The organism is Streptomyces sp. NBC_01803 (genome assembly GCF_035917415.1).
Lineage (GTDB): Bacteria > Actinomycetota > Actinomycetes > Streptomycetales > Streptomycetaceae > Streptomyces.
In genome coordinates this window covers 2,726,285-2,751,824 of sequence record NZ_CP109073.1, presented here as the reverse complement: position 1 = coordinate 2,751,824, position 25,540 = coordinate 2,726,285, and the positions used below count along the sequence as shown (strand labels likewise).

Below are 25,540 nucleotides of genomic sequence, written 5' to 3'. Positions count from 1 at the left end.
GGGAAGAGCGCCGGGCTGCGGCGTCCCATGTCTTCCCAGCGGGTGGCGGGGAGCCGACTTTCCTCACGAGACAAACCGATAAAATCACCTGTGAAGATGAATCTTTGACCAAAGGGTTTGGCGCCGCCCGGTCAGCCGGTGGCCTCGGCCCCGATGAGTTCGCCCCGACGAGCTCGGCCCCGCCGTGCTGGTCTTGACCGCGCTGAACGCGCCGTCCAGCCGGACGATCACGTCCGGTCCCCGGCGTGGGCCCGTTCCACCAGCTCGATGGCGACCTCCAGCGCGGCCAGCCGCTTCTCCTCCGGGGTGGCGTCGACGTGCCGCATCCCGTGCATGCCCATGTGCATCGTGAACAGCGCGCTGACGCAGCGCATCCGGTCGGTCAGTGACGCCTTCTCCGGCACCATCAGGTCGCCCATCACCATCAGACGCTTCTTGATGCCCTCCCCGATGCTCAGCTCGCGCAGCGCCGCCTGGTTCTCCTGCAGGAAACGGAACAACGGCCCCGCCCCGCGCAGCGCCTCGCTGTAACGGCGCAGCACCTCGCGCCGGGTCTCCAGGGTGGGCGGCTGCTCGCGCGCCCACGCGACCAGCTCCTCCATCGGCCGCGTCAGGTCCTCCACCAGGCCGGTGAGGATGTCCTCCTTGGTCCGGAAGTGGTAGTACAGCGCCGCCTTGGTGACGTCGAGCCGCTCCGCGATCTCGCGGAGCGACGTCTTCTCGTAGCCCTGCTCGGCGAACAGCTCCAGGGCGACGTCCTGGATGCGCTGGCGGGTGTCCGACCGCCGAGTCTGCCTCGTGCTGTTCATCGTGCTCCCGGGCTCCCTACCTACTTACTTGACGACCGGCTAGTGACCGTTCTAGCGTCTCCAGAGTATGTCAACTAGCCGGGCGGCAAGTAAGCCGGGGAAGCGGGGAAAACGTGTCCGAGAGCACCACCGACACCACGGGCGGGGCGGCGACCGCCCCGGCCGCCGCCCCGGCCGCCGAGCCGCCCGCGCGCAGCGTCCGCGTCGTCCTGATGGCGCTGCTGATCTCGATCATGCTCGCCATGCTGGACAACATGATCATCGGCACGGCGATGCCCACCATCGTCGGCGACCTCGGCGGCGTGGAACACCTGTCCTGGGTGGTCACCGCCTATACGCTCGCCACCGCCGCCTCCACCCCCATCTGGGGCAAGATCGGCGACATGTACGGCCGGAAAGGCGCCTTCCTCACCGCGATCGTCATCTTCCTCGTCGGCTCCGCGCTCTCCGGCCTCGCCCAGAACATGGGCGAGCTCATCGGCTTCCGCGTCGTCCAGGGCCTGGGGGCCGGCGGTCTGATGGTCGGCACCATGGCGATCATCGGCGACCTCATACCCCCGCGCGAACGCGGCCGGTACCAGGGCATGATCGCGGGCGTGATGGCCCTGGCCATGATCGGCGGCCCGGCCGTTGGCGGCGTCATCACCGACCACCTCGGCTGGCGCTGGACCTTCTACATCAACCTGCCGCTCGGCGCCGTCGCCCTCGTCATGGTCACCATGGTGCTGCACCTGCCGAAGAAGCGGGCCGTCGGCCGCATCGACTACCTCGGCGCCGCGCTGCTCACCCTCGGCATCACCGCCATCGTCCTCGTCACCACCTGGGGCGGCACCGAGTACGCCTGGGGCTCCGCCCGCATCATCGGCCTGACCGTCGTGGGCGTCGCCGCCCTGGCCGCGTTCCTGCGCGTCGAGACGCGGGCCGCCGAGCCGGTCATGCCGCTGCACATCTTCCGGAACCGCAACTTCACGCTGATGGCCGTCATCGGCTTCATCAGCGGCTTCGTGATGTTCGGGGCGATCCTCTACCTGCCGCTGTTCCAGCAGGCCGTCCAGGGCGCCTCGGCCACCAACTCGGGGCTCCTGCTGATGCCGATGCTGCTGGCCATGATGGGCGTCTCCCTGCTCGTGGGCCGGGCCACCACCCGCACCGGCCGCTACCGGGTCTTCCCCATCGTGGGCAGCGCGCTGGTGGTCGTCGGCCTCCTGCTGCTCTCCCTGATGGACACCGGCACCTCGCGGCTCACCGCGGGCCTCGCCATGGCCGTGCTCGGCGCCGGGCTCGGCTTCCTGCTCCAGATCACCATGCTGGTCGCTCAGAACAGCGTGGAGATGAAGGACATGGGCGTCGCCTCCTCGACCGCCACCCTTTCCCGCACGCTCGGCAGCTCGTTCGGCGTCGCGATCATGGGCGCGGTCTTCACCAGCCGGGTCCAGGACGAGATGTCCCGGCGCGGCGGCTCGTCCGCCACCGCCGGGTCGGCCCAGCTCGACGCCGAGAGCCTGGCCGCGCTGCCCACGGCGGCCCGCGAGATGTACCAGCACGCGGTCGCCTCCGGCACCCACGCGGCGTTCCTCCTCGGCGGCCTCATCGCGATCCTGGCCTTCGCCGCGTCCTGGTTCGTCCACGAGGTCCCGCTGCGCGGCGGCCCCTCGGAGCGGAAGCCCGAGGACGGCCCCCGCCCGTCGACGGAAGACCGCCCGGTCCCGGCCGGCGCCGCCTGAGCGGCACCCCACACCGAAGGCCCCGCCACATCCGGCTCAGGTTCCAGGGATCATCGCACCACTGGTGATCAACTGGCTTCGGTGAGGACTTCGGCGAGACGCTCGGCTGGTGTGTCCCAGCCGAGCGTTGTGCGTGGGCGGCTGTTGAGCTCGGCAGCGACGGCGGGGGACCGCCCACCAGGTCGTCCGCCTGGAACACCTGGGCCGAACAGGTCGCCGCCACCGTCCCCACCCGGTCCGCCGCGGCTCCATGGACCCCATCCTGTCCAGCCTCCGGACCATCGCCCGCTGGACCGAGACCAACGGCTACCGCTCCCTCGGGATGGCGCGCGAGGTCTACCCGGAGGCCCCGGGCGAGGACCGGAGCACGGGGTGACGGAGCTTCAGGAGACCGTGGCGGCGGCGGTCGAGTCCCTCGTCAGTCGGCGCCGAAGAGGTCGAGCAGCTCGGTCCGGCCGAACATCCGGGCCGTGTCGATCGCCGACGGCTGCCCGGCCGCCGGGTCCGCACCCGCCGCGAGGAGGGTGCGGACCACGTCGATCGCGCCCTTGAACACCGCCCCGGCGATGGGGGTCTGGCCCTTGTCGTTGCCCCGCCGGGGGTCGCCGCCGCGTTCGAGCAGCACCCGGACGGTGTCCGCGTGCCCGTGGTAGGCGGCGAGCATCAGCAGCGTGTCGCCCTTGTCGTTGCTGAGGTTCGGCGGCACGCCCGCGTCGACGTAGGCGGCGACGGTCGCGGTGTCTCCCTGCCGGGCCAGATCGAAGATCTTCGCCGCGAGCTGGAGCACCTCTGGATCGTGCGCGGGCTCGTTGGTCTCCGGTTCCGGGCCGGTCATGGGGACGTCCTCCTGGGGAGAGAGGTTTTCGTAGCGGACGAAGCTGTCTGAGAGCGGGGGTGGATCGGGTGGATCGGGTGGACCCCAGCCTACGTACTCCCGCTCCCCTGGTTCCCTCAATCCGGCGGGCATTCCGGGTGGATCGCGCGATGCCGCCGCCCGATGCCGTCGTGCTCGGTGACATCGCGTCGCTTCCGCTCCGCGACGTGGACACCGGCCCGCGGCCCTCGCGCTGGGCTGGGCCCCGGTCGGGGCGGGCTGGACGGTCCTCGGCCCGCGGGACCGGGGGCCCGTGCCGGTGGCCCCGATGACGATCGCGGTCCCACGCTCGGCGTCACCGTGCTCGCCTCGCACGCCTGCACCATCGCGGACGACACGACCCTGCGTGATGACGCTGGTCGCCCTCGTCATCGGGCTCTCCTTGGACTACGGGATCTTCCTGGCCTCGCGCCCACGAGGAGGGGGAGCGGACCCGGGACCACGTCCTGGCGGTCCGCGAGGGGGTGGCCCACACCGGCTCGGTGATCACCGCGGCGGGCGCCACCGTGATCGTGGTCTTCGCCGCCTTCACGCTCAGCCCGGAGCGGACGCTCCAGCAGTTCGGCTTCGGCATGGCGGTGGCCGTCTTCGCGGCCGCGGTCGTCATCCGCCGCCTGATCGCCCCCGCGGCAATGCGGCTGATGGGCCCGCGCGCCTGGTGGCTGCCGGCGCCGCTGGCGAGGGTGCTGCCGAAGGTGGAGCCGGAGCGGCACTCCGCGCCCGCGTCGCGGGAATCGGCGCGGCGCTGAACGCCGCGTAGACGGCCTCGACAGCACGCGGGCCGGGCACCCGGCGCAGCCCGAGCACGTGCGCGGCCCGTCCCAGCACGGTGCTCACCACCTCGCCGGTACGGGCCAGTTGCGCGGGCAGCTCGGCGGACGGCGTCGAACGCACCTGGTACGCCTGCCGGATGACGTCGGTGAACACCGACTGGACGCGCTTGTACGCCAGATAGCGCGGCAGGTCGCGCGATAGCCCGGCCGCCGCCCCTGGCAGGGACTCGTCCACCGCCCGGGCCCACCGGGCCAGCACCTCGCGTTCCTGCTCGGGCGGGTACCGCATCAGGTGCAGGTGGGTGGCCAGGTCGTAGACCGGGTCCCCGATCAGCGCCAGCTCCCAGTCGATCACGCACAGCCCGCCGTCGGACTCGGCCACGATGAGGTTGTCGCGGTGCAGGTCGGCATGGAGCAGGCAGAAGGGCCGGTCCGTCAGCAGCGCGGCCTCCCTGGCCAGCGGTCCGGTCGGGGCCAGCACCGCCGGGTCGACCCGCAGCGCGGCGAACAGCCCGCCCAGGGCCGGGCGGTGCACGGCGTACACGCGGCGGCGGGTGAAACGGACCAGGCCGCGCAGGAAGTCCCGGCCGGTGCGGGGCCGCAGGCCCACCGGGCAGCGGTGCATCAGGGCCAGCGCGGCCGGGGACACGGTGGCCAGGCGCCCGAACATCGCGGTGAGCTCGTCGAGTTCGGAGTCGGTGAGCGCGGTGCCCGGCGGCCGGGGCACGGACAGCGGCTCGCCCTCGATGTAGCCGTGCACCCGTATGTCCCCGGGACCGACGCGGTACACCGGGGCGATCCGTTCCACGCCCAGCAGGGCGAGTTCGATGAGGAGGTCTTCCTCGTTGTCGAAACAGCGCGGGTCGAAGCGGTGTGCTCCGGGCCGTGGACGGCCGACCTTCAGCCGTCCCAGGGACGCCAGCTCCCCCTCCGCGCGCAGGACCTGCCAGATGCGGTGGTGCCCGCGCAGAGCGGGCAGCGGTTGGCTCATGGTGGTGGCCTTCCGGCAGCGGGTCGGTCGGGTTGGTCGTGGTTGGTCGCGATTGGTCGCGGTTGGTTCCGAGTGACAGCACGGTACGCCGCACGGGGGGCGCTGCCGATGGCCCGATGGGGCAGGTCTCACCCGAAGGAGGGGGCGATGAGCGCCGTGAGCACCTGTTCGAGGGAGCGCACGACATACGACGCGCCCGCGTCGGAGAGCTGATCCGCCGCCGAGTCCTCGGGCGCGTAGCCGATGAACGGCACGCGGGCCGCCGTCGCCGCCGCCAGGTCGGCGACGCTGTCCCCGATCATCAGCGCGCGGTGCGCGGGCGTCCGGGTCGAGGCCAGGGCGCGCAGCAACGAGTCGGGGTGCGGTTTGAGCAGCGCGACGTCGCCGGTCCTGCCGTGGACCCGGCCGCCCACGTAGCCGGACAGCTTGTGCCGGCGCAGGTATGTCTCGGCGGCCAGCGGCGAGTTGTTGGTGGCGATGGCGACCTGCCGGCCCCGCGTGGACAGGGCCGCGATCAACGCGGCGGCGTACGGCGTCGGGTGGGCCGTGGCCGCGGCCGACACCTCCTCGCCGGTCAGCGTGGCCTCCAGCCGCTGCAGGACCGCCGCTCCCGGCCGGCGCCGGGCGATGCCGCGCAGCACCTGATGTGGGTCGGGCGAGGTGCGTAACTCGGCGGTCAGCAGGGTCGATATCGACAGCTCCGCCGCCAGGTCGCGCAGCCGGTGCGCGATGGACTCAGCGGACCTGACGGCGAAGAGATGGCATACGGGGCCGTCGAAGTCGAAGAGAACACAGCTGGCGTTACCGATGAGTTCCCTCATCTAACCGAGTGTGAGCGGTTGGGCCAGCGTTGACCAGAGGGACTCGAACCACAGGTGTGACTCTTCAACAAAGGCGGTGTCCGAGGACGAACGGAAGACCTTGGAGCTCAGCCCGAGCACGTCGTAGATCTCCAGCTGCTCCCGCTCGAACTCCACCACGCGGGGAACGACCTGGTAGTACGCGGTGAGCACCTCGGTGCCGTTGAGCAGATAGAGCTTCTGCACGGGGGTGATGGGGACGCTGCGGATCTCCACGCTGACCTTCGGGACCAGCCGCATCTCGGCCAATGAGGTGAGCTGGTGGCGCAAAGAGGTCGAAAACGTCCGGGTGAGCTGGCGCAGCCGGGCCCGCGGGCGGCGGTCGTCCGGGTCGGAGACCAGGCGGGGGTAGGCCAGCGGGGCGTCCGGGCTGGGCAGGAGGACCCGGACGGAGATGGAGACGGGGGCCAGTTCGCCCGCCGAGATGGCGATCAGTGGGGCGGCCAGCGCCGAGTTGAGCGTCTCGGTGGTGAGGCAGAAGGCGTCGATGGAGACGTCGGCGGCCTGGAACGCGACGGCGATGCGGTCGGCGACCTCGACGCCGGCCGGGCGGGGCGTGTCCGCCGTCGGCGCGCTGACCAGGGCCGGAGCGCCGCGTCCCCGGGTGCTGACGTAGCCCTCGCGCTCCAGAATTCCCAGCGCCTGCCGGACGATGGTCCGGTTGACGCCGAACTCCTCCACCAGGGCGCGCTGGGTGGGCAGCTTCGCGTGCATCGGAAGCTCGCCCGAGCGTATGCGGTCACGCAGGACGTCGGCGATGTGGTCCGAAGAGAGCAGGTCACCTGTTGGGTGGGGGGGCTCGCTGTCCGGGGTGATCTCCTCACTCACGGACACACCCTACAACTTTCGGCCAGATGCGGAACGTTGATATGAAGACGTTTCCCGGCTGCCGCCAACTGGGGACAAGGAGAATATAGTTGGTTGACAACTTGGCCAACTTTCCAAGACTTCAGTGAAGTTGACGTGATGTAAGGAGGAGTCATGCTCGTATCCACGATTACCGTGGCTGCCTTCGGCATCGCGGTTGAGCGGGCGGTAGAGATCCAGTTCGGGCTGCCGGGCCTGGTCGGCCTGCTGATCCTGCGGACGGGCCTGTGGAAGCGGAACTACACCTGCGCGTGCGTCGGCACCACGGTGCTGGTGACGCTGCTGGTCGGCGGCCTCTGAGCCGTTTCCGGTCGGTGACCGCTGGTTTCCGCCATGGGATCAGATCTGAGAATCAGAAGATGTCGGGGCACCAAGGGCGGTGGCCCGTGCGGAACAGCAGATCCGCACGGGCCACCGCTCCCGTCGTCTCCTCCCCGATCCACCCGGACGTCGCCAGCCGCGCGGCGGAGCTGTCACCGAGATACATCCGGGAGAGCGCTCCGGTGTCGAGCGTGAGATCGGGCTCGCGGCCGGTCGGCGCGCAACTCGCCCCCTGCGGTGAGGCGTCGAGCAGGAAACGGCCCCCGGCCAGACCCAGCGGATCGCGCACGTCGAACACCAGCTCGCCCTCGGCCGCGTAGCGGCGGGCGGCCAGCATCCGGGGGATGTCCAGCGGGCGCAGCCAGAGGAAGTCCGCGTGCTGGTGAACGACGGCGGCCCTGGCGTCCGGCAGCAGGAGCGTGAGCGGGGAGTCGGGGCCGGTCCGTCCGGTGTCCACCGTCATCACCCAGTCCAGGGACAGCAGGAACCGCCACAGCGTGGCCTCGACGGCCGGTGAGGTGGCGAACAGATCGCGGACGGACGCGGTGTTCGCCGGTCGGCCCGCGTCCCAGCGGTCGTCCACCGAGAAGGTCACCAGCCCCTGCGGCACACCGTCGGCGTCGCGGTACAGCACGTGGAACGGCTCCTGCCACGGCGTTATGTCGAACCGCGCTTCTCCGGTGGCCCGCTCCCAGAACAGCGGATTGCGGTCGATCGCCCCCGCCTGCCCGAGCCGGAACCGCTCGTGCACCCCGGGCCCGGCCTCGCGCACTTCGGCGCCGTCGACGAAGGCGAGTGTGCCCTCGCTCTCGGGCAGCGCCCAGCGCGGATCGAGACCGGTGCGCGCGCCGTCGACGTGCCAGGTGGTGACCATGGTGGCCGGCCCGAACCCGAACCGCCCGTAGATCGGATACTCGGCGGCGACCAGCGTCGCCACGGCGTCGCCGCGCTCCTTGGCCTCGGCGAGGTCGGTGGCCATCAGCCCGCTGAGCAGCCCGCGCCGCCGGTGGGTGGCGGTGACGGTGACCGCCGATACGGCGTTGGCGGCTACGGTGGCCCCGCCCACGACGGTGAGCCGCTGATCGAAGCTGCGGAAGGTGGCCACGCAGCGGTCCCCGTCGAAGACGCCCCGCGCCCGCCGGAAGTCCTGCCTGGCCCGCCGCTCGTCCAGGCTCTCCTGGGTGAGGGCGGGAGGGCTGAGGAATCCGGTGTGGACCGCCCGGATCCAGGTATCGGTATCGGCGGCGCTGTCGACGACGAAGCGGGTGCTCAGGGCCATGCGCCGAGGCTACGTCCCCCCTCGGGACCCGGGCCAAGGAATTTCCCCGCCGTCCGGTCACAGGACCGCGCGGACCTCGCCGACCTCCCGGCCGCCGCCGAGGACCGGGGACGGCGGGATCGCCGAGGCGTCCACGCCCAGGGAGGCCAGCGCGGCGGCCAGGACCGGGCCCCGGGCCCGGGCGTGGCCGTCCTCTATCTTCAGCGCTATCGCCCGGCCGTCCGCGAGGGCCACCGCCTGGACGCCCTCCGCGCCCGCCTTCGACAGCAGCCCGGGGACCGCGCGCATCAGCAGCGTGTCCGTCCGGCCGGTGCCCGCGACGTACTCGGGGTGGGCCCGCATCGCGTCGGCGACGCGGCGCCCGGGGGTGCCGGGGTCGGCCAGCACACAGGCGCGGAACGCCCGCGCCAGGCCGGTCAGGGACAGCGCGAACAGCGGTGCGCCGCAGCCGTCCACCGCCACATGGGCCACCGGCTCGCCGGTCGCCGTCTCCACCGTCTCGCGGATCAGCCGCTGCAACGGGTGGTCGGGGGCGAGATAGGTTTCCGTCGGCCAGCCCCGGGTCACGCACGCGGCCAGCATCGCCGCGTGCTTGCCCGAACAGTTCATCGCCGTCCGGCCGCGCGGCCCCGGCCCCTCGCCGTAGCCGGGCAGGTCCTCCGGGCAGCGCAGCGCCGCCTCGGTCAGGCCGTGCTCGGCCAGCAGCGTGGACACCAGGTCCCGGTGGAAGTCCTCCCCGGCGTGGCTGGCCGCCGCGAGGGCCAGCCGTTCGCCGGCCAGGTCCAGGCCGGCGCGCAGCATCCCGGCCGCCTGCATCGGCTTGTTGCTGGAGCGCGGGAAGACCGGCGCGGCCACGTCACCGAGCGCCCGTTCCACCGTGCCGTCCGGGGCCAGGATCACCAGCGTGCCGTGGTGCCTGCCCTCCACGAATCCGGACCGGACGACTTCGGCGAGCACGGGGGACGTGGTCATGGCGGGCCTCTCGGTGGTGCGGTGGTGCGGTGGTGCGTCAGGACAGCAGGTCGTCCACCTGTGCCTCTCCCACACGGTACCTGCGGGCGATCTCCGCGCCGCAGGCGTCCGTCGTCCGGTGCAGGGACTGCCGCCGCCGGGAGACCTGCGCCTCCCAGCGCGCCAGCCGGCCCAGCGCGTCGTGCAACTCGTCGTCGCTCAGCGCCGTCAGGTCGGACAGCGAGACCTCGTCCAGCATCTCCTCGGCCAGCCGCTGGTACTCCTGACTCGCCGGCAGCCCGAGCGTCACATGGCGGGCCGAGGACCGCTGGCGCGACGGCTCGTCCGTCAGAATGCTCGGCAGTTGGTCGAGCAGCCCCGACTCCTGCGCGATCCGCCGCCGCCGCTCCGCCTCCAGAATGTCGATTCGCCCCTGCAACAGCCGCCGCACGAAGCTGAGATCGGCCTCCTCGCGGATCGCCGCGCGGCGCAGCTCCCGCACCTGCGGCAGGCCCAGCGCCGTGAGCTCCGGCCGCGCGACCTCCCAGGGGGTGCTGCGCGTATCGGGACCCGGTGTGATCATCCGCTTTTAGTCCCCTCGTCCCCGTTTCGGTCCGGTAGCGCGGTACATACCCCGTAGCCCGCATCGTGTCACTGTGTACCCGCCATGCGCAGCGCCGGGGCACCCATCCGGCTCCTCCGCGCCGAACAGGAACGTTCCGGCATGATGGCCCTCATGCGAGCTGTGGTACAGCGGGTCGACGGCGCGGCCGTCACCGTGGATGGCGAAACCGTCGGTGAGATCGTGGGCCAGGGGCTGTGTGTGCTGGTGGGAGCCACACACGAGGATACGGAGGAGACCGCCGACCGGCTGGCCCGCAAGCTGTGGACGCTGCGGGTTCTGGATGGTGAGAAGTCCTGCTCCGACGTGGGAGCCCCACTGCTTATCGTTTCGCAGTTCACTCTCTACGGTGATGCCAGGAAGGGCCGTCGCCCCACGTGGAACGCCGCCGCGCCCGGCGGGATCGCCGAGCCGCTCGTCGAAACGGTCTGCGCGCGGCTGCGGGCCCTCGGCGCGCACGTCGAAACGGGCCGGTTCGGCGCGGACATGCGCGTCTCGCTGACCAACGACGGCCCGTTCACCATCCTGCTCGATGTCTGACCCGGCGTCATCCACGGTGACGGCGTCGGCGACGGGCGTCATCCACGGCTACGGCGACGGCGACGGCGTCGGCCACGGTCACGGCTCGACCACCGTCTCCTGCGCGGCCGGGGTGTTCCCGGCCAGCAGCCCGGCGTCCGCCGGCACGTTCCGCTTCACCAGCGCCAGCGCGATCGGCCCCAACTCGTGGTGCCGGGCCGCCGTTGTGACGAAGCCCAGCTCCCGGCCCTCGGCGCCGTCCGCCGCCAGCCGCACCGGATCGCCGTGCTCCGGCAGCTTCACCTCGCTGCCGTCCAGGTGCAGGAAGACCAGGCGGCGTGGCGGCCGGCCCAGGTTCTGCACCCGGGCCACCGTCTCCTGGCCCCGGTAGCAGCCCTTCCGCAGGTGCACCGCCGTCTCCAGCCAGCCCAGCTCGTGCGGGATCGTCCGGTGGTCGGTCTCCCGGCCCAGCCGGGGCCGGCGCGCCTCCACACGCAGCGCCTCGTACGCCAGCACACCGACCGCCGGGCCGTGCTCGGCGGCGAACGCGGCCAGGCCGTCGCGCGGCACGAACACGTCGCGCCCGTACGGCGTCTCGCGCACCACCGGGCCATCCGTGATCTCGGCGATCGAGCCGGCCGGCAGATACACGACGGCGAACTCGGCGGTGCGGTCGGCGGCCTCCACCCGGTAGAAGAACTTCATGCTCTCCAGATAGGCGAGCAGCGCGGGCGCGGCGCCCGGCTCGGTGTGGAACCAGGTGGTCGCGCCGTCGTCCACCAGGTACAGCGCGTGCTCGATGTGGCCCTTGGCGGAGAGGATCAGCGACTCCGTGGCCCGGCCCGGCTCCAGGTCGGCCACGTGCTGGGTGAGCAGCAGATGCAGCCAGGTCAGCCGGTCGGGGCCGGAGACGGTCACCACGTCGCGGTGCGACAGATCGACCAGGCCCTCGCCCCGGGCCAGCGTCCGTTGTTCCTTGAAGAGGTCCCCGTAGTGCGCGGCGACCCCGGCGTCCGGCTCTTCGGCGGGCACGGCACCGGGCAGGGAGAGCAGCGGACTCGCGTACGGCGTCATGCCGTCAAGCCTACGACTCCTCCGCCGGGCGCTTACCGGCCCGCTCGGTCAGGCGGGCCGTGCACTCCTCGCAGCGCCCGAAGATCGCGAAGTGCCGCAGGTCGGTGTCGAAGCCGAAGGTCTCGCGCAGCCGCTCCGCGAACGGGCCGGCCACCTCCATGTCCGCCTCGACGACCCGCTCGCAGTCCCGGCACATCAGGTGCAGATGCCGGTGGCGCTCCGCCAGGTGGTACGTGGGCGCGCCGTGGCCCAGGTGCGCGTGCGACACCAGGCCCAGCTCCTCCAGGAGCTCCAGCGTGCGGTAGACCGTCGAGATGTTGACGCCGCCGGCGGTGCGGCGGACCTCGCTGAGGATCTCCTCCGGCGTGGAGTGCTCCAGCTTTTCGACAGCTTCGAGCACAAGCTGCCGCTGCGGCGTCAGCCGGTAGCCGCGCTTGCGCAGATCGCTCTGCCAGTCGGTGCTCACCACACCGCCCAGTGTAGGAGCACCCAAGGGCACGGACCCCGCCCGAGGGGATCCGGCGGGGTCCGTGCGAGGAGGCGAACACCATCCTCCCGGTCCCGACGTCAAACCGCCGTAAGTGCCACCGTCGGCGCCAGCCGCGCGCGGGACCGCCGTAGAGTGCCCGTGTCTGGAAGGGACGGTGGGATGGATCTAGGACTGGCGGATCGGGTCTACGTCGTGACCGGCGGCAGCAAGGGCCTGGGCTTCGCGACGGCCGCGGCGCTGGTGGCCGACGGCGCCCGCGTGGTGGTGTCCTCGCGCGACGAACGGAACGTCGCCGCCGCCGTCGAACGCCTCGGCGGCGCCGGCAAGGCCCTCGGCCTGGTGGCGCACCTCGGCGACCAGGAGACGGCGGCGCGGCTGGTGGACACGGCGCTGCGCGGCTTCGGGCGGCTGGACGGCGCGCTGATCTCGGTGGGCGGACCGCCCCCGGGGACGGCGGCGGAGGTCGGTGACGAGCAGTGGCGCACGGCATTCGAGTACGTCTTCCTCGGCGCCGTACGGGCCGCCCGCACGGTCGTCGGCCGACTGGCGGCGGGCGGCGCGGTCGCCATGGTCCTGTCCACCTCGGCGCGCTCCCCGATCCCGGGCCTCGGCATCTCCAACGGGCTGCGGCCGGGCCTCGCCATGGTGGCCAAGGACATGGCCGACGAGTTCGGCCCGCGCGGCATCCGGGTCTTCGGCCTGATGCCGGGCCGGATCTCGACCGACCGGATGCGGGACCTGGACGCGACGGCCGACGCCGAGGCCCGCCGCCGCGCTCTGGAGTCGATCCCGCTCGGCCGCTACGGCGAGCCCGACGAGTTCGGCCGCACCGCCGCGTTCCTCCTCTCCCCGGCCGCCGGCTACGTCACCGGCACGGTCATCCCGGTGGACGGCGGCGCCCTGCGCACTCCGTGATCCACTCCGGACGTCACGCCATGCCGGGGGACGCCCCCATCATGAGAAGCGGGTGGCCACTTCGGGCTCAGCGGAAGAACGCGATGCCGTCGTCCGGCAGGTTCTTCAGATCCGCGACCCACTCCTTCGGGTTCACGGACTTCTTCAGGTGCGCCGACATGTACGGGCGCAGCGCGATATCGGGGGTGGCCTTCTCACCGACCCACATCAGGTCGCCGTTCACATAGCCGTACAGCCGTTTGCCGCCCGAGTAGGCCGGGGAGCCCTGGGTGCGGGCGACCGCGTCCGTGACCAGGTCGATCTGGGGCTTGGCCTCGGCCAGCTCGCCGTACCAGATCTCCGCGACGCCCTGGTCGCGGATCATCGTGACCTCGACCTGCCGGTCCGGCTTGATCCGCCAGAAGCCGTGCTCGGACTCCAGCGGCTCCAGCCGGTTCCCCTCGGGGTCCAGCCGCCAGGTGTGCGAGGCGTATTCGAGGAAGTCACGGCCGTCGTGCGAGAAAGACACCTCCTGACCGAAATTGCACGCTTCCTGACCGGGGTCCCCGAACTGGTCGAGGGCGGCGACGCCCGCGCCCTGCCAGGTGCCCAGCAGGAAGACCAGTGGGACGAGGTCCGGGGGGAGGTCGGTGGGGATCTCGATCATGGATCAGCGCTGGCCCTGGTAGAGCCTCATCACGACAAGGGCGGCGAAGGCGGCGCTGCCGACGCCCACCGCGACCATCAAGGTGATGAAGAAAGCCTCCAGCACGGGGGTGCTCCTTGCCCTTCGAATGTGAATAACGACCGTGTCCGAGTCTAGTCCTCGCGTCTGGGGGAATCTCAGTGGGTGGGTCGCACGGGCACGCGGCATGAGTGCGGCCTTGACCGTTTTGTGATCACTGCGGCTGAACGCGATTGGTCGCTCTTGCGTCTAAGCGCGTGGAAAGGGTGTGATCATGAGTTGTCCGAACTGCGGTGGAGCCATGCATCAAGGACCACGCGGGGATTGGGTTTGCGCCACGTGTGGCACGACTCGTTAGCGCCGTAGATCTCACGACTACGGTGGCGCCATGGCTCAGAAGCTGGTGATCAAGGTGACGGCGGGGGCGGACGCTCCCGAGCGGTGCTCGCAGGCGTTCACGGTGGCGGCGGTGGCCGCCGCCAGCGGGGTGGAGGTGTCGCTGTGGCTGACCGGGGAATCCGCGTGGTTCGCGCTTCCCGGGCGCGCGGCGGAGTTCCAGCTGCCGCACGCGGCGCCGTTGCCTGACCTGATCGACGGTATCCAGGCCGGGGGGCTTGTCACGCTGTGCACACAGTGTGCCGCCCGCCGGGGGATCGACGAGAAGGACGTGATCGACGGGGTGCGGATCGCCGGGGCTCAGGTCTTCGTGAGCGAGATCATGCCCGACGGCGTGCGCGCGCTCGTCTACTGACAGCGTCGGCGGGTCCATCGGGGACACGGGGATCCGCCGGCATCTCACGGAAGCACGTGCGCGGCAGCGGAACGGGGCACGAAGAGGCGGCGCCACCCGGACGAGTCGACCGGGTGGCGCCGCCTTCCGTACACCTCAGACGGCGATGGTGACCTCGGTCAGCCCGCCCTGCTGGGCGACGACCTCGCGGTCCGCCGTGCCACCGGGGACGAGCGCACGCACGGTCCAGGTCCCCTCGGCCGCGTAGAACCGGAACTGGCCGGTCGCCGAGGTGGGGACCTCGGCGGTGAACTCACCGGTGCTGTCCAGCAGCCGGACGTAGCCGGTCACCGGCTCGCCGTCCCGGGTGACCGAACCCTGGATGGTCGTCTCACCGGGCTTGATTCCCGCGGCGTCGGGGCCGCCGGGCTTCGCTCCGCACATGCGCTCTTCCCTCTCGTGTCACGTGGCTCGTGTTACTTGGCCGGGCCGGTCTCGACCGGCACACCGACCAGCGAGCCGTACTCGGTCCAGGAGCCGTCGTAGTTCTTGACGTTCGGCACACCGAGCAGCTCGTGCAGCACGAACCAGGTGTGGGCGGAACGCTCACCGATGCGGCAGTAGGCGATGGTGTCCTTGCCCAGGTCCACGCCCTCCTCCTGGTACAGCTCCGTCAGCTCCTCGTCGGAACGGAAGGTGCCGTCGTCGTTCGCCGACTTCGACCAGGGGATGTTGCGGGCGCTGGGGATGTGCCCGGCCACCTGCGACTGCTCCTGCGGCAGGTGGGCGGGGGCCAGCAGCTTGCCGCTGAACTCGTCGGGGGAGCGGACGTCCACCAGGTTCTGGGCGCCGATGGCGGCCACGACCTCGTCGCGGAAGGCGCGGATGGAGGCGTCCTGCTCCTTGGCGCGGTACGTCGTGGCGGCGCGCGGCGACACCTCCTCGACCAGCTCGCGGGCGTCCAGCTCCCACTTCTTGCGCCCGCCGTCCAGCAGCCGGACGTCGCCGTGGCCGTAGAGCTTGAAGTACCAGTAGGCGTAGGCCGCGAACCAGTTGTTGTTGCCGCCGTAGAGCACGACGGTGTCGTCGTTGCCGACACCCTTGGCGGACAGGAGCGCCTCGAAACCGGCCTGGTCCACGAAGTCGCGGCGGACCGGGTCCTGGAGCTCCTTCTTCCAGTCGATGCGGATGGCGTTGCGGATGTGGTTCTTCTCGTAGGCGGACGTGTCCTCGTCCACTTCCACGATCACGACATCGGAGTCGTCGATGTGGTCCTGGACCCAGTCGGCGTCCACCAGGACGTCACTGCGGCTCATGCGTTGGTCTCCTTCGGCGATCGGGCAGGGAAGGGTGATGCGTACCGGGGTGCAGACGTACGCGCCGCCTTGAGCGGGCGGCGGCGCGGCGGTGCCGCGCGGGATGAGGGCGTGGTCGTCAGCCGACGCGGCGACAGAGCATGGCGGCGACGCGGCACAGATCAACCGCCCGTCGCTTCGTCAGTCCCCCGGCGGGGGTACCCGTGGCCTGTCGCGTCATGCCCGCGATCGTACGGAGGCGGCGGCGGTCATGTCACCGCTGTTCCGGATGCTGAGACAATATTGACTGCGATGTGGGATGAGAGGTCCACGGGGACCGGGTCACCCGGTGATGTCCACGTCGCTGCCGGTGATGGTGAGCGCGAGGCCGTCCTCGGTGGGCTCCAGCGAGTCGAGCGACAGGCCGTCGGGCAGACCCGCGATCTCCCGCTCGATGTCGAGCTGTTCACGGATCGCCGCCTGCACCTCGGGGCCGCCGGTGTCCGGGATGTCCTCGTCCGCGACCTCCAGCCGGATGCTGCCGTTCTCCAGCACGATGTCGCCGGTCACCTCGCCCACGTCCAGGCTCTGGCCGAGCACGCTCGCCTGAAGGGTCAGCAGCAGCCGCCCGTCCTCCGCGTAGCCGAACTCGACACCGAAGCCGTTGCCGCTGACAGCCAGCAGCTCGCCGTACGCCCGGGTCAGCTCCTCCCAGGAGATCAGCCCCTCGCCGCCGGCCCGTTCGGCGACCGCGCTGGAGTACCCGCTGCCCAGCTCGACATCCTCCAGCCGGACGTCCAGCTCCTCAAGAGTCAGCATCTGGTCGTCCACCAGCGCCTCGTAGCCGTCGAGGCCGAGGTCCACCCGGTCCAGGTGGCTGCCCAGCACCTGGGTCAGGAAGGGGAAGCCCTTGATGGAAACGTCCGGCTCCGAGGACAGCTCCAGGGTCTCCCTGGCCTGCGAGGCGACCTCGCCCTGGGCGATGAACAGCGCGATCCGGTCGGCGATCAGGGCGAGCACCAGCAGCGCGCCGAAAACGATCAGACTTATCCGCAGTGCGCGCATCGGCCCGTTTCCCCCAGGGTGTGGTTCACAAAACGCCGCGAGCGTAACCCGCGGGTACGCCGCCACGGCGGCTGGGGCGGCGCTTGCAGCACGGCCGTTACACAGGCGGCGTCACCCGCCCGGCGGCTACAGCAGCGCCCGGGTCAGCGCGTAGCAGGCCGGCGCGGCGGCGGTCAGCGGCAGGGCGACACCCGCCGTGAAGTGCACGAAGCGGGACGGGAAGTCGTAGCTGGCCACCCGCAGTCCGATCAGCGCCGCCAGGCCCCCGGCCGCGGCGAACGCCAGCGCGTCCGCCGTGCCCAGGTCGCTCAGCCGGGTGCCCGCGGCCCCGGCCGCCGCCGCGGCGGCCAGCGCGAGCACGGCGGTGACCGCGCCCGGCCCCGGGAGCGCCCGGAAGAGCGTGGCCGCGCCCGCCGCCGCGGCCGTCACCGCGACCGCCGCCGCCGAGATGTCCACGGCGGCCAGGTGGCCGGTGGCCAGCCCGGTGAGCAGCGTGGCGGCGGCCGTCGCGGTCAGCGAGTCGAGCCGCTCGTCCGCCGAGCCCCGGTGCCGCAGCTGGAGCACCACCACCAGCAGGAACCACACGCCCAGCACGCCGAGCATCGCCTCGGTCGCCCGGTCCGCGCCGGCGATCAGCACCGCCGCGTCGGCCGTCAGGCCACCCGCGAAGGCGAGCGCGATGCCCTGCCTGGCGGGCCACATCCCGTTCAGCCGGAACCAGCCGGCCGCCGTCACCGCCTGGAGCACCGCCACGGTGGGCAGTGCCGCGGCCTGGCCCAGCGGCGCGGTCGCGGCGAGCAGCGCGGCCAGCGCGACGGTCAGCGCGGCGGGCTGGATCCCCGGCGCGATGATGGGCGAGCGCGCCCGGTGGCGGGCCCGGGCCGGCTGCGGCTCCTCGCTGGTGCGCACACTCATCGGGCGCCTCCCGCGAAAGGGGGGAGCACCTCGATCGTGCCGCCCTCGGCGAGCGGGACGCTGTCGTGGCCCCGGGCGCCGACCTGCTCACCGTTCACGAGGAACGAGCAGCGTGTCAGCACCCGCGCGAAGTCCGGCCGGTCGCCGTGACGGGCCCGCGCGGCGGCCAGCGCTCCGGCGAGCGTCGTGGCCTCGTATGTTTCCTCCGCCGTACCGGCGGCGGCTTTCGCCGCGGCCCAGTAACGGATCGTGCCGCTCGGCATCGCCGTGCTCCGTTCCTCCGGGGCTTCCCCGATCCACCGCCCGTTTCCCGTGCCGACCCATGATGACGCCTGATCGGGACTGGATACACGTCCGGCCCACCCGGAGCCGGACAGGTGGGTGATTCCGGTAGGTACGCAATGTGAATTGTTTCGGCTATGCTGCTCCCCAAGTAAGGATCCGGGCACTGAAGCCACCCCGGGTCCTTTCGTGCTTTCTGGGCAGAGCCGCTCGAATCGTCCCCGCCAGGACTGAGGAAGGAACGCCCCCTATGAGTTCGCTGCTTCTCCTGACCAACGCCCTCCAGCCGTCCTCGCAAGTGCTGCCCGCTCTGGAGCTGCTGCTCCACAACGTCCGGGTGGCGCCCGCCGAGGGCCCGGCCCTGGTGGACGCCCCCAGCGCGGACGTGATCCTCATCGACGGCCGCAAGGACCTGCCGCAGGTCCGTTCGCTCTGCCAGCTCCTGCGCTCCACCGGCCCCGGCTGTCCGCTGGTGCTCATCGTGACCGAGGGCGGTCTCGCCGCCGTCACCGCCGACTGGGGCGTGGACGACGTGGTGCTCGACACCGCGGGCCCGGCCGAGGTCGAGGCCAGGCTCCGGCTGGCCACCGGCCGCCAGCAGCTCTCCACGGACGACAGCCCGATGGAGATCCGCAACGGCGACCTGTCGGTCGACGAGGCCACCTACAGCGCCAAGCTCAAGGGCCGGGTCCTGGACCTGACCTTCAAGGAGTTCGAGCTGCTGAAGTACCTGGCGCAGCACCCGGGCCGCGTCTTCACCCGTGCCCAGCTGCTCCAGGAGGTCTGGGGCTACGACTACTTCGGCGGCACCCGGACCGTGGACGTCCACGTCCGGCGCCTGCGCGCCAAGCTCGGCCCCGAGCACGAGGCGCTGATCGGCACCGTGCGCAACGTCGGCTACCGCTTCGTGGTGCCGGAGAAGGAGAAGGCCGCCGACGACGAGCACGCCCGCGCCGTCACGCGCGAGGCGGAGCAGGTCGTCAAGGAGGCCGCTGCCCGCCGCAACTGAGCGGTGAGCGGCCCGAGTGCCGGGCCGGGACAAGCGTGCGCCGGGCCACCGCCCTGTGGGATACGGACCCCGTATCCCACAGGGCGGTGGCGCGCGTAGACTACGCCCTGTGGCCAAGGTGACGCGGGACGACGTGGCACGACTGGCGGGTACCTCGACCGCCGTTGTGAGCTATGTCATCAACAATGGGCCGCGTCCGGTGGCCGCCAGTACACGCGAGCGGGTGCTGGCCGCGATCAAGGAGCTGGGGTACCGCCCGGACCGGGTGGCGCAGGCGATGGCCTCCCAGCGGACGGACCTGATTGGTCTGATCGTGCCGGACGCCAGGCAGCCGTTCTTCGCGGAGATGGCGCACGCGGTCGAGCAGGCCGCCGCCGAGCGCGGGAAGATGGTCCTGGTGGGGAACTCGGACTATCTGGACGAGCGCGAGGTCCACTATCTGCGGGCGTTCCTCGGGATGCGGGTCTCCGGGCTGATCCTCATCAGCCAGGGCCCCAGCGAGCACGCCGCCGCCGAGATCGACGCCTGGGACGCGCGGGTCGTGCTGCTGCACCGGCGGCCCGACGCGATCGACGACGTGGCCGTGGTCCTGGACGACATCGGCGGCGCCCAGCAGCTCACCCGGCATCTCCTGGTGGACCACGGGCAGCCGTATGTCGCCTGTCTCGGCGGCGTGGACTCCACGCCGGAGTCCGGCGACCCGGTGACCGACCACGTCACCGGCTGGCGGCGGGCCATGGCGGAGGCCGGGCTGAGCACCGAGGGCCGGCTGTTCAAGGCCCCGTACAACCGGTATGACGCCTATCGCATCGCGCTGGACCTGCTGGCCGGGCCCGACCGGCCGCCGGCCCTGGTCTGCGCGACGGACGACCAGGCCATCGGCGTGCTGCGGGCGGCGCGAGAGCTGCGGCTCGACGTGCCGGGCGAGCTGGCGGTCGCGGGCTTCGACGACGTGAAGGAGGCGGCGCTGACCGATCCGCCGCTGACCACGGTCGGATCGGACCGGGAGGCGATGGCCCGCGCGGCGGTCGATCTGGCCGTAGACGACCCGGAGCAGGGGCCGGGGGACCGGCTGCGGCAGTTCACGGTGGCCCTGCGCATCCGCCGCTCCTGCGGCTGCGACCCGGCCGACTGAGGCCCCGCCCGGTCCCGCGGGGACCGGGCGATTTTCGGAGAGAACTCTGAGCCGCGGCTCAGAGTCCTCTCATTTTCCCGGCCCAGAGTCGGGGGCATGAGCGAACAGCAGACGTTTCCGACGTTCCCGCCACGGCCGCCGTACCAGCCCGCGCCCTCCTCCGCGTTCGCGTCCGCGCCCGCCGGGACGGGGCACCGGGGTCGGCGGGCGCGTGGGCCGGTGGCCCTGCTCGCGGCGGTCGCCATCGTCGCCGCCGCGGTCGGCGGAGGGACCGCGGCGCTCCTCGACGGCACCACCGCCACGGACGCCGCCGCTTCCGGCGTGTCCGGGACGACCGTCGCCGACCGGATCGCGGCGGGTGGGGGGACCGTGGCGGCGGTCGCCGCCGCCGTCGGCCCCAGCGTGGTCGAGATCTCCACCGGCACCGCGACGGGCTCCGGCGTGATCCTCTCCGAGGACGGCGAGATCCTCACCAACAACCACGTGGTCTCCGGCGCCGGCACCGTCGAGGTCACCTTCCACGACGGCGGCACCGCGCGGGCCACGGTCACCGGCACGGACCCCGACACCGACCTCGCCGTGCTCCGGGCGGAGGACGTCAGCGGCCTGACCGCGGCCACCCTCGGCGACTCGGACGACGTCTCGGTGGGTGACCAGGTCGTCGCCATCGGCTCTCCCGAGGGCCTGACCGGCACGGTCACCAGCGGCATCGTCTCGGCGCTCGACCGCGAGGTGACGGTCGCCAAGGACGAGGGGAACGCGGGCGGCGGGCAGCAGGGCTGGAACGAGTGGCCGTTCGAGTACGGCGGCGGTCAGTACAACGGCGACGTCGGCTCCTCCACCACCACCTACGAGGCCATCCAGACCGACGCCTCGCTCAATCCGGGCAACTCCGGCGGCGCCCTGGTCAACATGGCGGGCGAGATCATCGGCGTCAACTCCGCCATGTACAGCACCTCGGGCGACTCCGGCAGCGCCGGTCTCGGCTTCGCCATCCCCGTCAACACGGTGCGGGACGTGCTGAGCTCCATGGAGTCGGGATCGGGCTCCGGCCGTGGTGCCTGATGCGAGACTGGCGGCATGAGTGACGGTGCCCGGGTGCTGATCGTGGACGACGAGCCAGCCGTGCGGGAGGCGCTCCAGCGCAGCCTCGCCTTCGAGGGATACGTCACGGAGACCGCGGTGGACGGCTTCGAGGCGCTGGCCAAGCTGGAGACCTACGCACCCGACGCCGTCGTCCTCGATGTCCTCATGCCGCGTATGGACGGGCTCACCACGGCCCGCCGGGTGCGCGCGCTCGGCGACCGGGTGCCCATCCTCATGCTCACCGCGCGTGACACGGTCGGCGACCGCGTCACCGGGCTCGACGCCGGTGCCGACGACTACCTGGTGAAGCCGTTCGAGCTGGACGAGCTGCTGGCCCGCCTCCGGGCGCTGCTGCGGCGCGGCTCGTACACCGGGGGCGCCGGCCAGGACGCCGGGGGTGAGGGGGGACGCGAGCGGACGCTGTCCTTCGCGGACCTGCGGATGAACCCGGCCACCCGCGAGGTGACGCGCGGAGCCCGGGAGATCGAGCTGACCAGGACCGAGTTCACCCTGCTGGAGCTGCTCCTGGCCCACCCGAGGCAGGTTCTCACCCGCGAGCAGATCCTGCACGCCGTCTGGGGCTTCGACTACGAGCCCTCCTCCAACTCCCTGGATGTCTACGTCATGTATCTGCGCCGCAAGACCGAGGCCGGGGGAGAGCCGCGCCTGGTGCACACGGTCCGGGGTGTCGGCTACGTCCTGAGGGGCTGAGCGTGCGGCGGAGGTTCGCGGCGTTGCCGCTGCGGTCCCGGCTGGCCCTGCTGACCGGACTGGCCGTGGCGTCCGCGGTGGTGCTGTGCGCGGCGGCGGCCTGGTTCGTGGTGCGCGGGCAGCTGATGGCGTCGCTGGACGACTCGCTGCGCGACAGCGCCAGCCGGGAGGAGCTGGCGCAGGTGCTCGGGGCGCCCTGCGCGGCGGAGCCGGGCGAGCTCGGCGAAATCCCGGGGCTGGTCCGCGACCCGATCCAGCTCGTCACCGCGGAGGGCGGCACGTGCGTGCTGGCCGGCGGGGTCAGCCTGGAGCCGGCCGACTCCGACATCGCCGTCGCCCGGTTGGAGCTGGGCGAGGCGCTGCACGACGCCGAGGGCTCGGACGGCGAGAGATACCGGGTGCTGACCCGGCCCGTCCGCGGCGGCGCGGCGATCACGGTGGCCCGGCCGCTGTCGGAGGTGCACGACCCGCTGCGGGCGCTGGCCGTCGTCCTGGCCCTGGTCGCGGCGGCGAGCGTGGTGGGCGGCGCGGGCGCCGGGGTGGCGCTGGCCCGCACCGGGCTGCGGCCCGTCGACCGGCTCACCGGCGCCGCCGAGCACATCGCCCGTACCGAGGACCTGAGCGTGCGCATCCCGGTGACGGGGGACGACGAGATCGCGCGGCTGTCCCGCTCGTTCAACTCGATGACCGCCGCCCTGGCCTCCTCGCGCGACCTCCAGCAGCAGCTCATCGCGGACGCCGGGCACGAGCTGCGCACGCCGCTGACCTCGCTGCGGACCAACATCGAGCTGCTGGCGCGCAGCGAGGAGACCGGCCGGCCGCTGCCGGAGGGGGACCGGCGGGAGCTGCTGGCCTCGCTGACCGCGCAGCTCAGCGAGCTGGCCGCGCTGATCGGGGACCTGCAGGTCCTCTCCCGGCCGGAGCGGACGGTGAGCAGCGGGCGGCTGCTGGAGGTCGTCGCGCTGCATGACACGGTGGCCAGGGCCGTGAGCCGGGCCCGGCTGCGCGCCCGGTCGCTGCCCATCGCCGCCGAGCTGGTCCCGTGGTATGTCCGGGCCGAGCCGGCCGCGCTGGAGCGGGCGGTGGTCAATCTGCTGGACAACGCCGTCAAGTTCGGCGGCGGCGACGAGCGTGGCGTCGAGGTGGCGCTGCGGGACGGCGTGCTGCGCATCCGCGACCACGGCCCCGGCGTGCCGGCCGAGGAGCTGCCGCACGTCTTCGAGCGCTTCTGGCGCTCGCCCGGCGCCCGCGGCCTGCCTGGTTCGGGGCTCGGCCTGTCCATCGTCGCCAGGACCGTGCGTGAGTGCGGTGGCGCGGTCGCCCTGCGGCCGGCCGGGGGCGGCGGCACCGAGGCGGTGCTGACCCTGCCCGGCGCTCCCGTGCCGCCGCCGGGCGCCGAGGACTGAGAGCCGCGGGGCTGAGGGCTGGGGGGCTGAGGGCTGGGGGCTTGGGGGCACGGGGGTCGCGCGCGGGGGTCCGTAAGTAAAGCGTCAAGAAAACCGGCCACGCTTGCTTCCCGGCCGTGGATGGCGCACCGTTGCTCCGGTTATGCGCGACGAGCGAGATGTGTGAAACAACGGTGAAGATCGCTTTTCTTGCCTACAGCATCGACGGCAGCGGCACCGCTGCCCGTTCCACCGCCGGCCTCGCGTCCGCGCTGGCCGCGCGCCACGAGGTGGAGATCGCGTCCGTCCGTCCGCCGGACGGCACGGCGCCGTCGCACTCGTCGCTCGATCCCCGGGTCCGTGTCGGCCCGCTCCTGGATTCACGCCGCCGGGCCGCCGCGTTTCTGCGCCGCACCGACGCGGATGTGGTCATCGCCACCCGCCCGGCCCTGGTCGGATTCCTCGCCGAGTACGGCCAGGAACGGTACGCCCGCGTCGGGCGGCTCGGGCGCGCGCTGCCGACCGGTCCCAGGCCCGCCGACATCGCGCGGCTGGACGCCTTCGTCGTCGGCTCCGAGGAGGAGGCTGCCCGGCACCGCGCCGCGCTGCCGCCGGGCAGTACGACCCGCGTGGTGTGCGTGCCCTGCTGCGTGCCGTCCGTCGCCGTCCGGCCCTCGCCCGGCGACTCGCGCACCATCGTGGCGGCCGGGCGGCTGGTCCCCGTCAAGCGCCATGACCGGCTGATCGACGCCTTCGCCAGGATCGCTCCCCTGCGCCCCGACTGGAGCCTGCGGATCTACGGGCACGGCCCGCTCGCCGGGCCGCTCCAGCGGCGCGTGGACGAGCTGGGCCTGTACAACCGCGTCCGGCTGATGGGCGCCGTGCCGCGCGCGGAGCCGATGGAGACCGAGTGGGTCAAGGCCGCCATCGCCGCCGTCCCCTCCGACGGTGAGCCGGACGGCACCGCGATCCTCGCCGCGATGCGGTGCGGCGTGCCGGTGGTGGCCACCGACTGTCCCTCACGGCCCGGCCAGATCATCAGCCACGGCGGCAACGGGCTGCTGGTGCCCACGGCCGGCGGCGAGGCCGCGTTCGCCGACGCCCTGCTGCGGCTGATCGACGACCCCGGGGAGCGCGATCGCATCGCCGCCGCCGGCCTGGCCACCGCCGCCGCCCACGACCCGGCCGTGCTCGCCGGGCGCTACACCAACCTGGCCGAGGAACTGCTGGCCGGGCGTCGCGGGCGTGGCCGCCGGCTGCGCGACGCGCTGCGCGCCGCCGTGCCCGCCGCCCGCGCCCCGCGCGCCCCCCGGCCGGTGCGCGCGCTTGACGGCGATCAGCCGCGCGTCCGGGCCCGTTGCACGGTCGGCGCGGACGGCTCGCTGACCGTGGCCCTGGAGGCCGACACCCTGCCACCCGGCGGCCTGGCCGACTTCGTGGCCGCGCGGCGCGAGGACCCCCAGGGCCGGCGGATACGGGTCCCGATCCTGCGCGAGCCGGGCGACCCGGGCGGCTACGCGCGGATCACGATGGAACGTGCCGCCCGCGTCCTGCCGGAGGGCCGCTGGGACTGCTACGTGGAGCCGCACGACGCGGGCGCGCGGCGCCGGATCGCCGCCGAGTTCATCGACGCGGCCTCGCTGGTCACCCTCCAGCCCACGGTGCACGAGCACGGCGTGGCCTGCTGGCTGCCGTACACCACCAGCGAGGGCGATCTGAGCCTGCGCACCTGGCTGCGCCGGGCGCACGCCGAGGTGGAGCGGATCACCGTGCACGAGGAGTCGGCCACGGTCGTCGCCGCGCTGCTCGGGCCTGGCGCCAAGCGGCTGGCGCCGCGGGCCGAGGCGGTGGCGATCTCCCGCTGCGGCACCGGCGCCGACCTGCGGATGCCGCTGCGCGGCCTGCCCGGCGGGCGCGTGGAGTTCACCTTCCCGTACGCGGACGCGCTGGCCCGGCGCTCGGCGGCGCGGGACATCTGGGACGTGAAGCTGGTGCTGGCGCCCGGCTGCGGCATGGTCCCGGTCGGCCGGATCGGCGGGGACAGCATCGACCGCACCCGGACCGAGAGCTTCCCGGCGGTGCGCCTGACCCACCCCGACCGGGGCCCGACGGACCTGCGCCCGTTCTTCACGGCGCCGCACGGCCTGGCCGTCTCGGTGGCGGACGCGCGGGCCGGGGCCGCCGCCTGACCGAG

29 protein-coding genes and 1 pseudogene are annotated in these 25,540 nt (G+C 72.6%); 13 read left to right on the top strand and 17 right to left on the bottom strand.

What is annotated here, in order from left to right; translation table 11 throughout:
* Positions 1-227: 227 nt before the first annotated feature.
* Complete coding sequence (locus OIE51_RS12055) at positions 228-809, bottom strand: TetR/AcrR family transcriptional regulator (protein ID WP_326597623.1); 582 nt, start codon at positions 807-809, stop codon at positions 228-230.
* 113 nt (positions 810-922) lie between these two features.
* Here OIE51_RS12055 and OIE51_RS12050 point away from each other — a divergent pair, with 113 nt between their 5' ends.
* Positions 923-2,533 (top strand): MDR family MFS transporter, encoded by a 1,611-nt coding sequence (locus OIE51_RS12050; protein WP_326597622.1) that lies wholly within the window; start codon positions 923-925, stop codon positions 2,531-2,533.
* Positions 2,534-2,783: 250 nt separating this feature from the next.
* Positions 2,784-2,909, top strand: coding sequence for a hypothetical protein (locus OIE51_RS12045; RefSeq protein WP_326597620.1), 126 nt, complete (start codon positions 2,784-2,786; stop codon positions 2,907-2,909).
* 42 nt (positions 2,910-2,951) lie between these two features.
* Here the strand turns inward: OIE51_RS12045 and OIE51_RS12040 are convergent, their stop codons facing one another.
* The gene (locus OIE51_RS12040) at positions 2,952-3,368 is read right to left on the bottom strand and encodes an ankyrin repeat domain-containing protein (RefSeq protein ID WP_326597619.1); all 417 of its coding nucleotides are present in this window, start codon (positions 3,366-3,368) and stop codon (positions 2,952-2,954) included.
* A 400-nt stretch (positions 3,369-3,768) separates the two neighbouring features.
* Between OIE51_RS12040 and OIE51_RS12035 the strand changes: the two are divergent.
* Positions 3,769-4,120, top strand: a pseudogene (locus tag OIE51_RS12035) (MMPL family transporter); the annotation flags it as partial.
* Here the strand turns inward: OIE51_RS12035 and OIE51_RS12030 are convergent.
* The 3 genes from OIE51_RS12030 to OIE51_RS12020 all read right to left on the bottom strand — a co-directional run bounded on the left by OIE51_RS12030 (position 4,011) and on the right by OIE51_RS12020 (position 6,859).
* Positions 4,011-5,171 carry an aminoglycoside phosphotransferase family protein gene (locus tag OIE51_RS12030; RefSeq protein ID WP_326597617.1) on the bottom strand — a complete coding sequence of 387 codons (1,161 nt, stop codon included), beginning with the start codon at positions 5,169-5,171 and terminating at the stop codon, positions 4,011-4,013. The pseudogene OIE51_RS12035 and the gene OIE51_RS12030 overlap by 110 nt on opposite strands.
* A 128-nt stretch (positions 5,172-5,299) precedes the next feature.
* Positions 5,300-5,992 carry an HAD family hydrolase gene (locus OIE51_RS12025; RefSeq protein ID WP_326597615.1) on the bottom strand — a complete coding sequence of 231 codons (693 nt, stop codon included), beginning with the start codon at positions 5,990-5,992 and terminating at the stop codon, positions 5,300-5,302.
* Positions 5,993-6,859: a winged helix-turn-helix domain-containing protein gene (locus tag OIE51_RS12020; RefSeq protein WP_326597614.1), complete on the bottom strand. Its 867-nt coding sequence runs from the start codon at positions 6,857-6,859 to the stop codon at positions 5,993-5,995.
* 153 nt (positions 6,860-7,012) lie between these two features.
* Here OIE51_RS12020 and OIE51_RS12015 point away from each other — a divergent pair, with 153 nt between their 5' ends.
* Positions 7,013-7,198 (top strand): hypothetical protein, encoded by a 186-nt coding sequence (locus tag OIE51_RS12015; RefSeq protein WP_326597613.1) that lies wholly within the window; start codon positions 7,013-7,015, stop codon positions 7,196-7,198.
* A gap of 52 nt (positions 7,199-7,250) precedes the next feature.
* Here OIE51_RS12015 and OIE51_RS12010 read toward each other — a convergent pair whose 3' ends face one another.
* Genes OIE51_RS12010 through OIE51_RS12000 form a run of 3 tightly spaced genes read right to left on the bottom strand, consistent with a single transcriptional unit; the run spans position 7,251 to position 10,032 of the window.
* On the bottom strand, positions 7,251-8,498 hold the full coding sequence (locus OIE51_RS12010) for a GNAT family N-acetyltransferase (RefSeq protein WP_326597612.1): 1,248 nt from the start codon (positions 8,496-8,498) through the stop codon (positions 7,251-7,253).
* A 57-nt stretch (positions 8,499-8,555) separates the two neighbouring features.
* On the bottom strand, positions 8,556-9,470 hold the full coding sequence (locus tag OIE51_RS12005) for an asparaginase (RefSeq protein WP_326597610.1): 915 nt from the start codon (positions 9,468-9,470) through the stop codon (positions 8,556-8,558).
* 37 nt (positions 9,471-9,507) lie between these two features.
* Positions 9,508-10,032: an RsiG family protein gene (locus OIE51_RS12000; RefSeq protein ID WP_326597609.1), complete on the bottom strand. Its 525-nt coding sequence runs from the start codon at positions 10,030-10,032 to the stop codon at positions 9,508-9,510.
* A 153-nt stretch (positions 10,033-10,185) separates the two neighbouring features.
* Here OIE51_RS12000 and dtd point away from each other — a divergent pair, with 153 nt between their 5' ends.
* Positions 10,186-10,611 carry a D-aminoacyl-tRNA deacylase gene (gene dtd / locus OIE51_RS11995; protein ID WP_326600608.1) on the top strand — a complete coding sequence of 142 codons (426 nt, stop codon included), beginning with the start codon at positions 10,186-10,188 and terminating at the stop codon, positions 10,609-10,611.
* Between the two features lie 78 nt (positions 10,612-10,689).
* On the opposite strand, the gene ygfZ is transcribed toward dtd, so the two are convergent.
* The gene (gene ygfZ / locus OIE51_RS11990) at positions 10,690-11,664 is read right to left on the bottom strand and encodes a CAF17-like 4Fe-4S cluster assembly/insertion protein YgfZ (RefSeq protein ID WP_326597608.1); all 975 of its coding nucleotides are present in this window, start codon (positions 11,662-11,664) and stop codon (positions 10,690-10,692) included.
* Positions 11,665-11,674: 10 nt separating this feature from the next.
* Positions 11,675-12,133 (bottom strand): Fur family transcriptional regulator, encoded by a 459-nt coding sequence (locus tag OIE51_RS11985; protein WP_326597607.1) that lies wholly within the window; start codon positions 12,131-12,133, stop codon positions 11,675-11,677.
* Positions 12,134-12,313: 180 nt separating this feature from the next.
* On the opposite strand from OIE51_RS11985, the gene OIE51_RS11980 reads away from it, so the two are divergent.
* Positions 12,314-13,069, top strand: coding sequence for an SDR family oxidoreductase (locus tag OIE51_RS11980; protein WP_326597606.1), 756 nt, complete (start codon positions 12,314-12,316; stop codon positions 13,067-13,069).
* A 67-nt stretch (positions 13,070-13,136) separates the two neighbouring features.
* Here the strand turns inward: OIE51_RS11980 and OIE51_RS11975 are convergent, their stop codons facing one another.
* Positions 13,137-13,715, bottom strand: coding sequence for an FABP family protein (locus tag OIE51_RS11975; RefSeq protein ID WP_326597604.1), 579 nt, complete (start codon positions 13,713-13,715; stop codon positions 13,137-13,139).
* Between the two features lie 406 nt (positions 13,716-14,121).
* Between OIE51_RS11975 and OIE51_RS11970 the strand changes: the two genes are divergently transcribed.
* Positions 14,122-14,484 (top strand): DsrE family protein, encoded by a 363-nt coding sequence (locus tag OIE51_RS11970; protein WP_326597602.1) that lies wholly within the window; start codon positions 14,122-14,124, stop codon positions 14,482-14,484.
* Between the two features lie 135 nt (positions 14,485-14,619).
* Here OIE51_RS11970 and OIE51_RS11965 read toward each other — a convergent pair whose 3' ends face one another.
* The 6 genes from OIE51_RS11965 to OIE51_RS11945 all read right to left on the bottom strand — a co-directional run bounded on the left by OIE51_RS11965 (position 14,620) and on the right by OIE51_RS11945 (position 18,001).
* Complete coding sequence (locus OIE51_RS11965; protein ID WP_326597601.1) at positions 14,620-14,907, bottom strand: DUF1416 domain-containing protein; 288 nt, start codon at positions 14,905-14,907, stop codon at positions 14,620-14,622.
* A 32-nt stretch (positions 14,908-14,939) separates the two neighbouring features.
* Positions 14,940-15,779 (bottom strand): sulfurtransferase, encoded by an 840-nt coding sequence (locus OIE51_RS11960; protein ID WP_326597600.1) that lies wholly within the window; start codon positions 15,777-15,779, stop codon positions 14,940-14,942.
* Between the two features lie 118 nt (positions 15,780-15,897).
* Positions 15,898-15,999 carry a putative leader peptide gene (locus tag OIE51_RS26940; protein ID WP_407702178.1) on the bottom strand — a complete coding sequence of 34 codons (102 nt, stop codon included), beginning with the start codon at positions 15,997-15,999 and terminating at the stop codon, positions 15,898-15,900.
* 101 nt (positions 16,000-16,100) lie between these two features.
* On the bottom strand, positions 16,101-16,823 hold the full coding sequence (locus tag OIE51_RS11955) for an LmeA family phospholipid-binding protein (protein WP_326597598.1): 723 nt from the start codon (positions 16,821-16,823) through the stop codon (positions 16,101-16,103).
* Between the two features lie 126 nt (positions 16,824-16,949).
* The gene (locus tag OIE51_RS11950; protein ID WP_326597597.1) at positions 16,950-17,738 is read right to left on the bottom strand and encodes a hypothetical protein; all 789 of its coding nucleotides are present in this window, start codon (positions 17,736-17,738) and stop codon (positions 16,950-16,952) included.
* On the bottom strand, positions 17,735-18,001 hold the full coding sequence (locus OIE51_RS11945) for a MoaD/ThiS family protein (RefSeq protein ID WP_326597596.1): 267 nt from the start codon (positions 17,999-18,001) through the stop codon (positions 17,735-17,737). The genes OIE51_RS11950 and OIE51_RS11945 overlap by 4 nt, the downstream gene beginning before the upstream one ends.
* 269 nt (positions 18,002-18,270) lie before the next feature.
* Between OIE51_RS11945 and OIE51_RS11940 the strand changes: the two genes are divergently transcribed.
* From OIE51_RS11940 to OIE51_RS11915, 6 genes are all read left to right on the top strand, one after another.
* A complete protein-coding gene (locus OIE51_RS11940; RefSeq protein WP_326597594.1) occupies positions 18,271-19,029 on the top strand; it encodes a winged helix-turn-helix transcriptional regulator in 759 nt (252 codons plus the stop codon).
* A 109-nt stretch (positions 19,030-19,138) separates the two neighbouring features.
* A complete protein-coding gene (locus OIE51_RS11935) occupies positions 19,139-20,164 on the top strand; it encodes a LacI family DNA-binding transcriptional regulator (protein WP_326597592.1) in 1,026 nt (341 codons plus the stop codon).
* Between the two features lie 96 nt (positions 20,165-20,260).
* The gene (locus OIE51_RS11930; protein ID WP_326597590.1) at positions 20,261-21,229 is read left to right on the top strand and encodes a S1C family serine protease; all 969 of its coding nucleotides are present in this window, start codon (positions 20,261-20,263) and stop codon (positions 21,227-21,229) included.
* Positions 21,230-21,244: 15 nt separating this feature from the next.
* Positions 21,245-21,961, top strand: a complete 717-nt coding sequence (locus OIE51_RS11925) for a response regulator transcription factor (RefSeq protein WP_326597588.1) — start codon at positions 21,245-21,247, stop codon at positions 21,959-21,961.
* 2 nt (positions 21,962-21,963) lie between these two features.
* Positions 21,964-23,367: a HAMP domain-containing sensor histidine kinase gene (locus OIE51_RS11920; RefSeq protein ID WP_326597587.1), complete on the top strand. Its 1,404-nt coding sequence runs from the start codon at positions 21,964-21,966 to the stop codon at positions 23,365-23,367.
* Between the two features lie 173 nt (positions 23,368-23,540).
* Complete coding sequence (locus OIE51_RS11915; RefSeq protein ID WP_326597586.1) at positions 23,541-25,535, top strand: glycosyltransferase; 1,995 nt, start codon at positions 23,541-23,543, stop codon at positions 25,533-25,535.
* The last annotated feature ends 5 nt before the right edge of the window (positions 25,536-25,540 follow it).

What these genes read in the sequence shown, in the direction of transcription:
- OIE51_RS12055 (WP_326597623.1), bottom strand. Translation starts at nt 809, where the DNA reads ATGAACAGCACGAGGCAGACTCGGCGGTCGGACACCCGCCAGCGCATC.
- OIE51_RS12045 (WP_326597620.1), top strand. Translation starts at nt 2,784, where the DNA reads ATGGACCCCATCCTGTCCAGCCTCCGGACCATCGCCCGCTGGACCGAG.
- OIE51_RS12040 (WP_326597619.1), bottom strand. Translation starts at nt 3,368, where the DNA reads ATGACCGGCCCGGAACCGGAGACCAACGAGCCCGCGCACGATCCAGAG.
- OIE51_RS12030 (WP_326597617.1), bottom strand. Translation starts at nt 5,171, where the DNA reads ATGAGCCAACCGCTGCCCGCTCTGCGCGGGCACCACCGCATCTGGCAG.
- OIE51_RS12025 (WP_326597615.1), bottom strand. Translation starts at nt 5,992, where the DNA reads ATGAGGGAACTCATCGGTAACGCCAGCTGTGTTCTCTTCGACTTCGAC.
- OIE51_RS12015 (WP_326597613.1), top strand. Translation starts at nt 7,013, where the DNA reads ATGCTCGTATCCACGATTACCGTGGCTGCCTTCGGCATCGCGGTTGAG.
- OIE51_RS12010 (WP_326597612.1), bottom strand. Translation starts at nt 8,498, where the DNA reads ATGGCCCTGAGCACCCGCTTCGTCGTCGACAGCGCCGCCGATACCGAT.
- OIE51_RS12005 (WP_326597610.1), bottom strand. Translation starts at nt 9,470, where the DNA reads ATGACCACGTCCCCCGTGCTCGCCGAAGTCGTCCGGTCCGGATTCGTG.
- OIE51_RS12000 (WP_326597609.1), bottom strand. Translation starts at nt 10,032, where the DNA reads ATGATCACACCGGGTCCCGATACGCGCAGCACCCCCTGGGAGGTCGCG.
- dtd (WP_326600608.1), top strand. Translation starts at nt 10,186, where the DNA reads ATGCGAGCTGTGGTACAGCGGGTCGACGGCGCGGCCGTCACCGTGGAT.
- ygfZ (WP_326597608.1), bottom strand. Translation starts at nt 11,664, where the DNA reads ATGACGCCGTACGCGAGTCCGCTGCTCTCCCTGCCCGGTGCCGTGCCC.
- OIE51_RS11980 (WP_326597606.1), top strand. Translation starts at nt 12,314, where the DNA reads ATGGATCTAGGACTGGCGGATCGGGTCTACGTCGTGACCGGCGGCAGC.
- OIE51_RS11975 (WP_326597604.1), bottom strand. Translation starts at nt 13,715, where the DNA reads ATGATCGAGATCCCCACCGACCTCCCCCCGGACCTCGTCCCACTGGTC.
- OIE51_RS11970 (WP_326597602.1), top strand. Translation starts at nt 14,122, where the DNA reads ATGGCTCAGAAGCTGGTGATCAAGGTGACGGCGGGGGCGGACGCTCCC.
- OIE51_RS11965 (WP_326597601.1), bottom strand. Translation starts at nt 14,907, where the DNA reads ATGTGCGGAGCGAAGCCCGGCGGCCCCGACGCCGCGGGAATCAAGCCC.
- OIE51_RS11960 (WP_326597600.1), bottom strand. Translation starts at nt 15,779, where the DNA reads ATGAGCCGCAGTGACGTCCTGGTGGACGCCGACTGGGTCCAGGACCAC.
- OIE51_RS26940 (WP_407702178.1), bottom strand. Translation starts at nt 15,999, where the DNA reads ATGACGCGACAGGCCACGGGTACCCCCGCCGGGGGACTGACGAAGCGA.
- OIE51_RS11955 (WP_326597598.1), bottom strand. Translation starts at nt 16,823, where the DNA reads ATGCGCGCACTGCGGATAAGTCTGATCGTTTTCGGCGCGCTGCTGGTG.
- OIE51_RS11950 (WP_326597597.1), bottom strand. Translation starts at nt 17,738, where the DNA reads ATGAGTGTGCGCACCAGCGAGGAGCCGCAGCCGGCCCGGGCCCGCCAC.
- OIE51_RS11945 (WP_326597596.1), bottom strand. Translation starts at nt 18,001, where the DNA reads ATGCCGAGCGGCACGATCCGTTACTGGGCCGCGGCGAAAGCCGCCGCC.
- OIE51_RS11940 (WP_326597594.1), top strand. Translation starts at nt 18,271, where the DNA reads ATGAGTTCGCTGCTTCTCCTGACCAACGCCCTCCAGCCGTCCTCGCAA.
- OIE51_RS11930 (WP_326597590.1), top strand. Translation starts at nt 20,261, where the DNA reads ATGAGCGAACAGCAGACGTTTCCGACGTTCCCGCCACGGCCGCCGTAC.
- OIE51_RS11925 (WP_326597588.1), top strand. Translation starts at nt 21,245, where the DNA reads ATGAGTGACGGTGCCCGGGTGCTGATCGTGGACGACGAGCCAGCCGTG.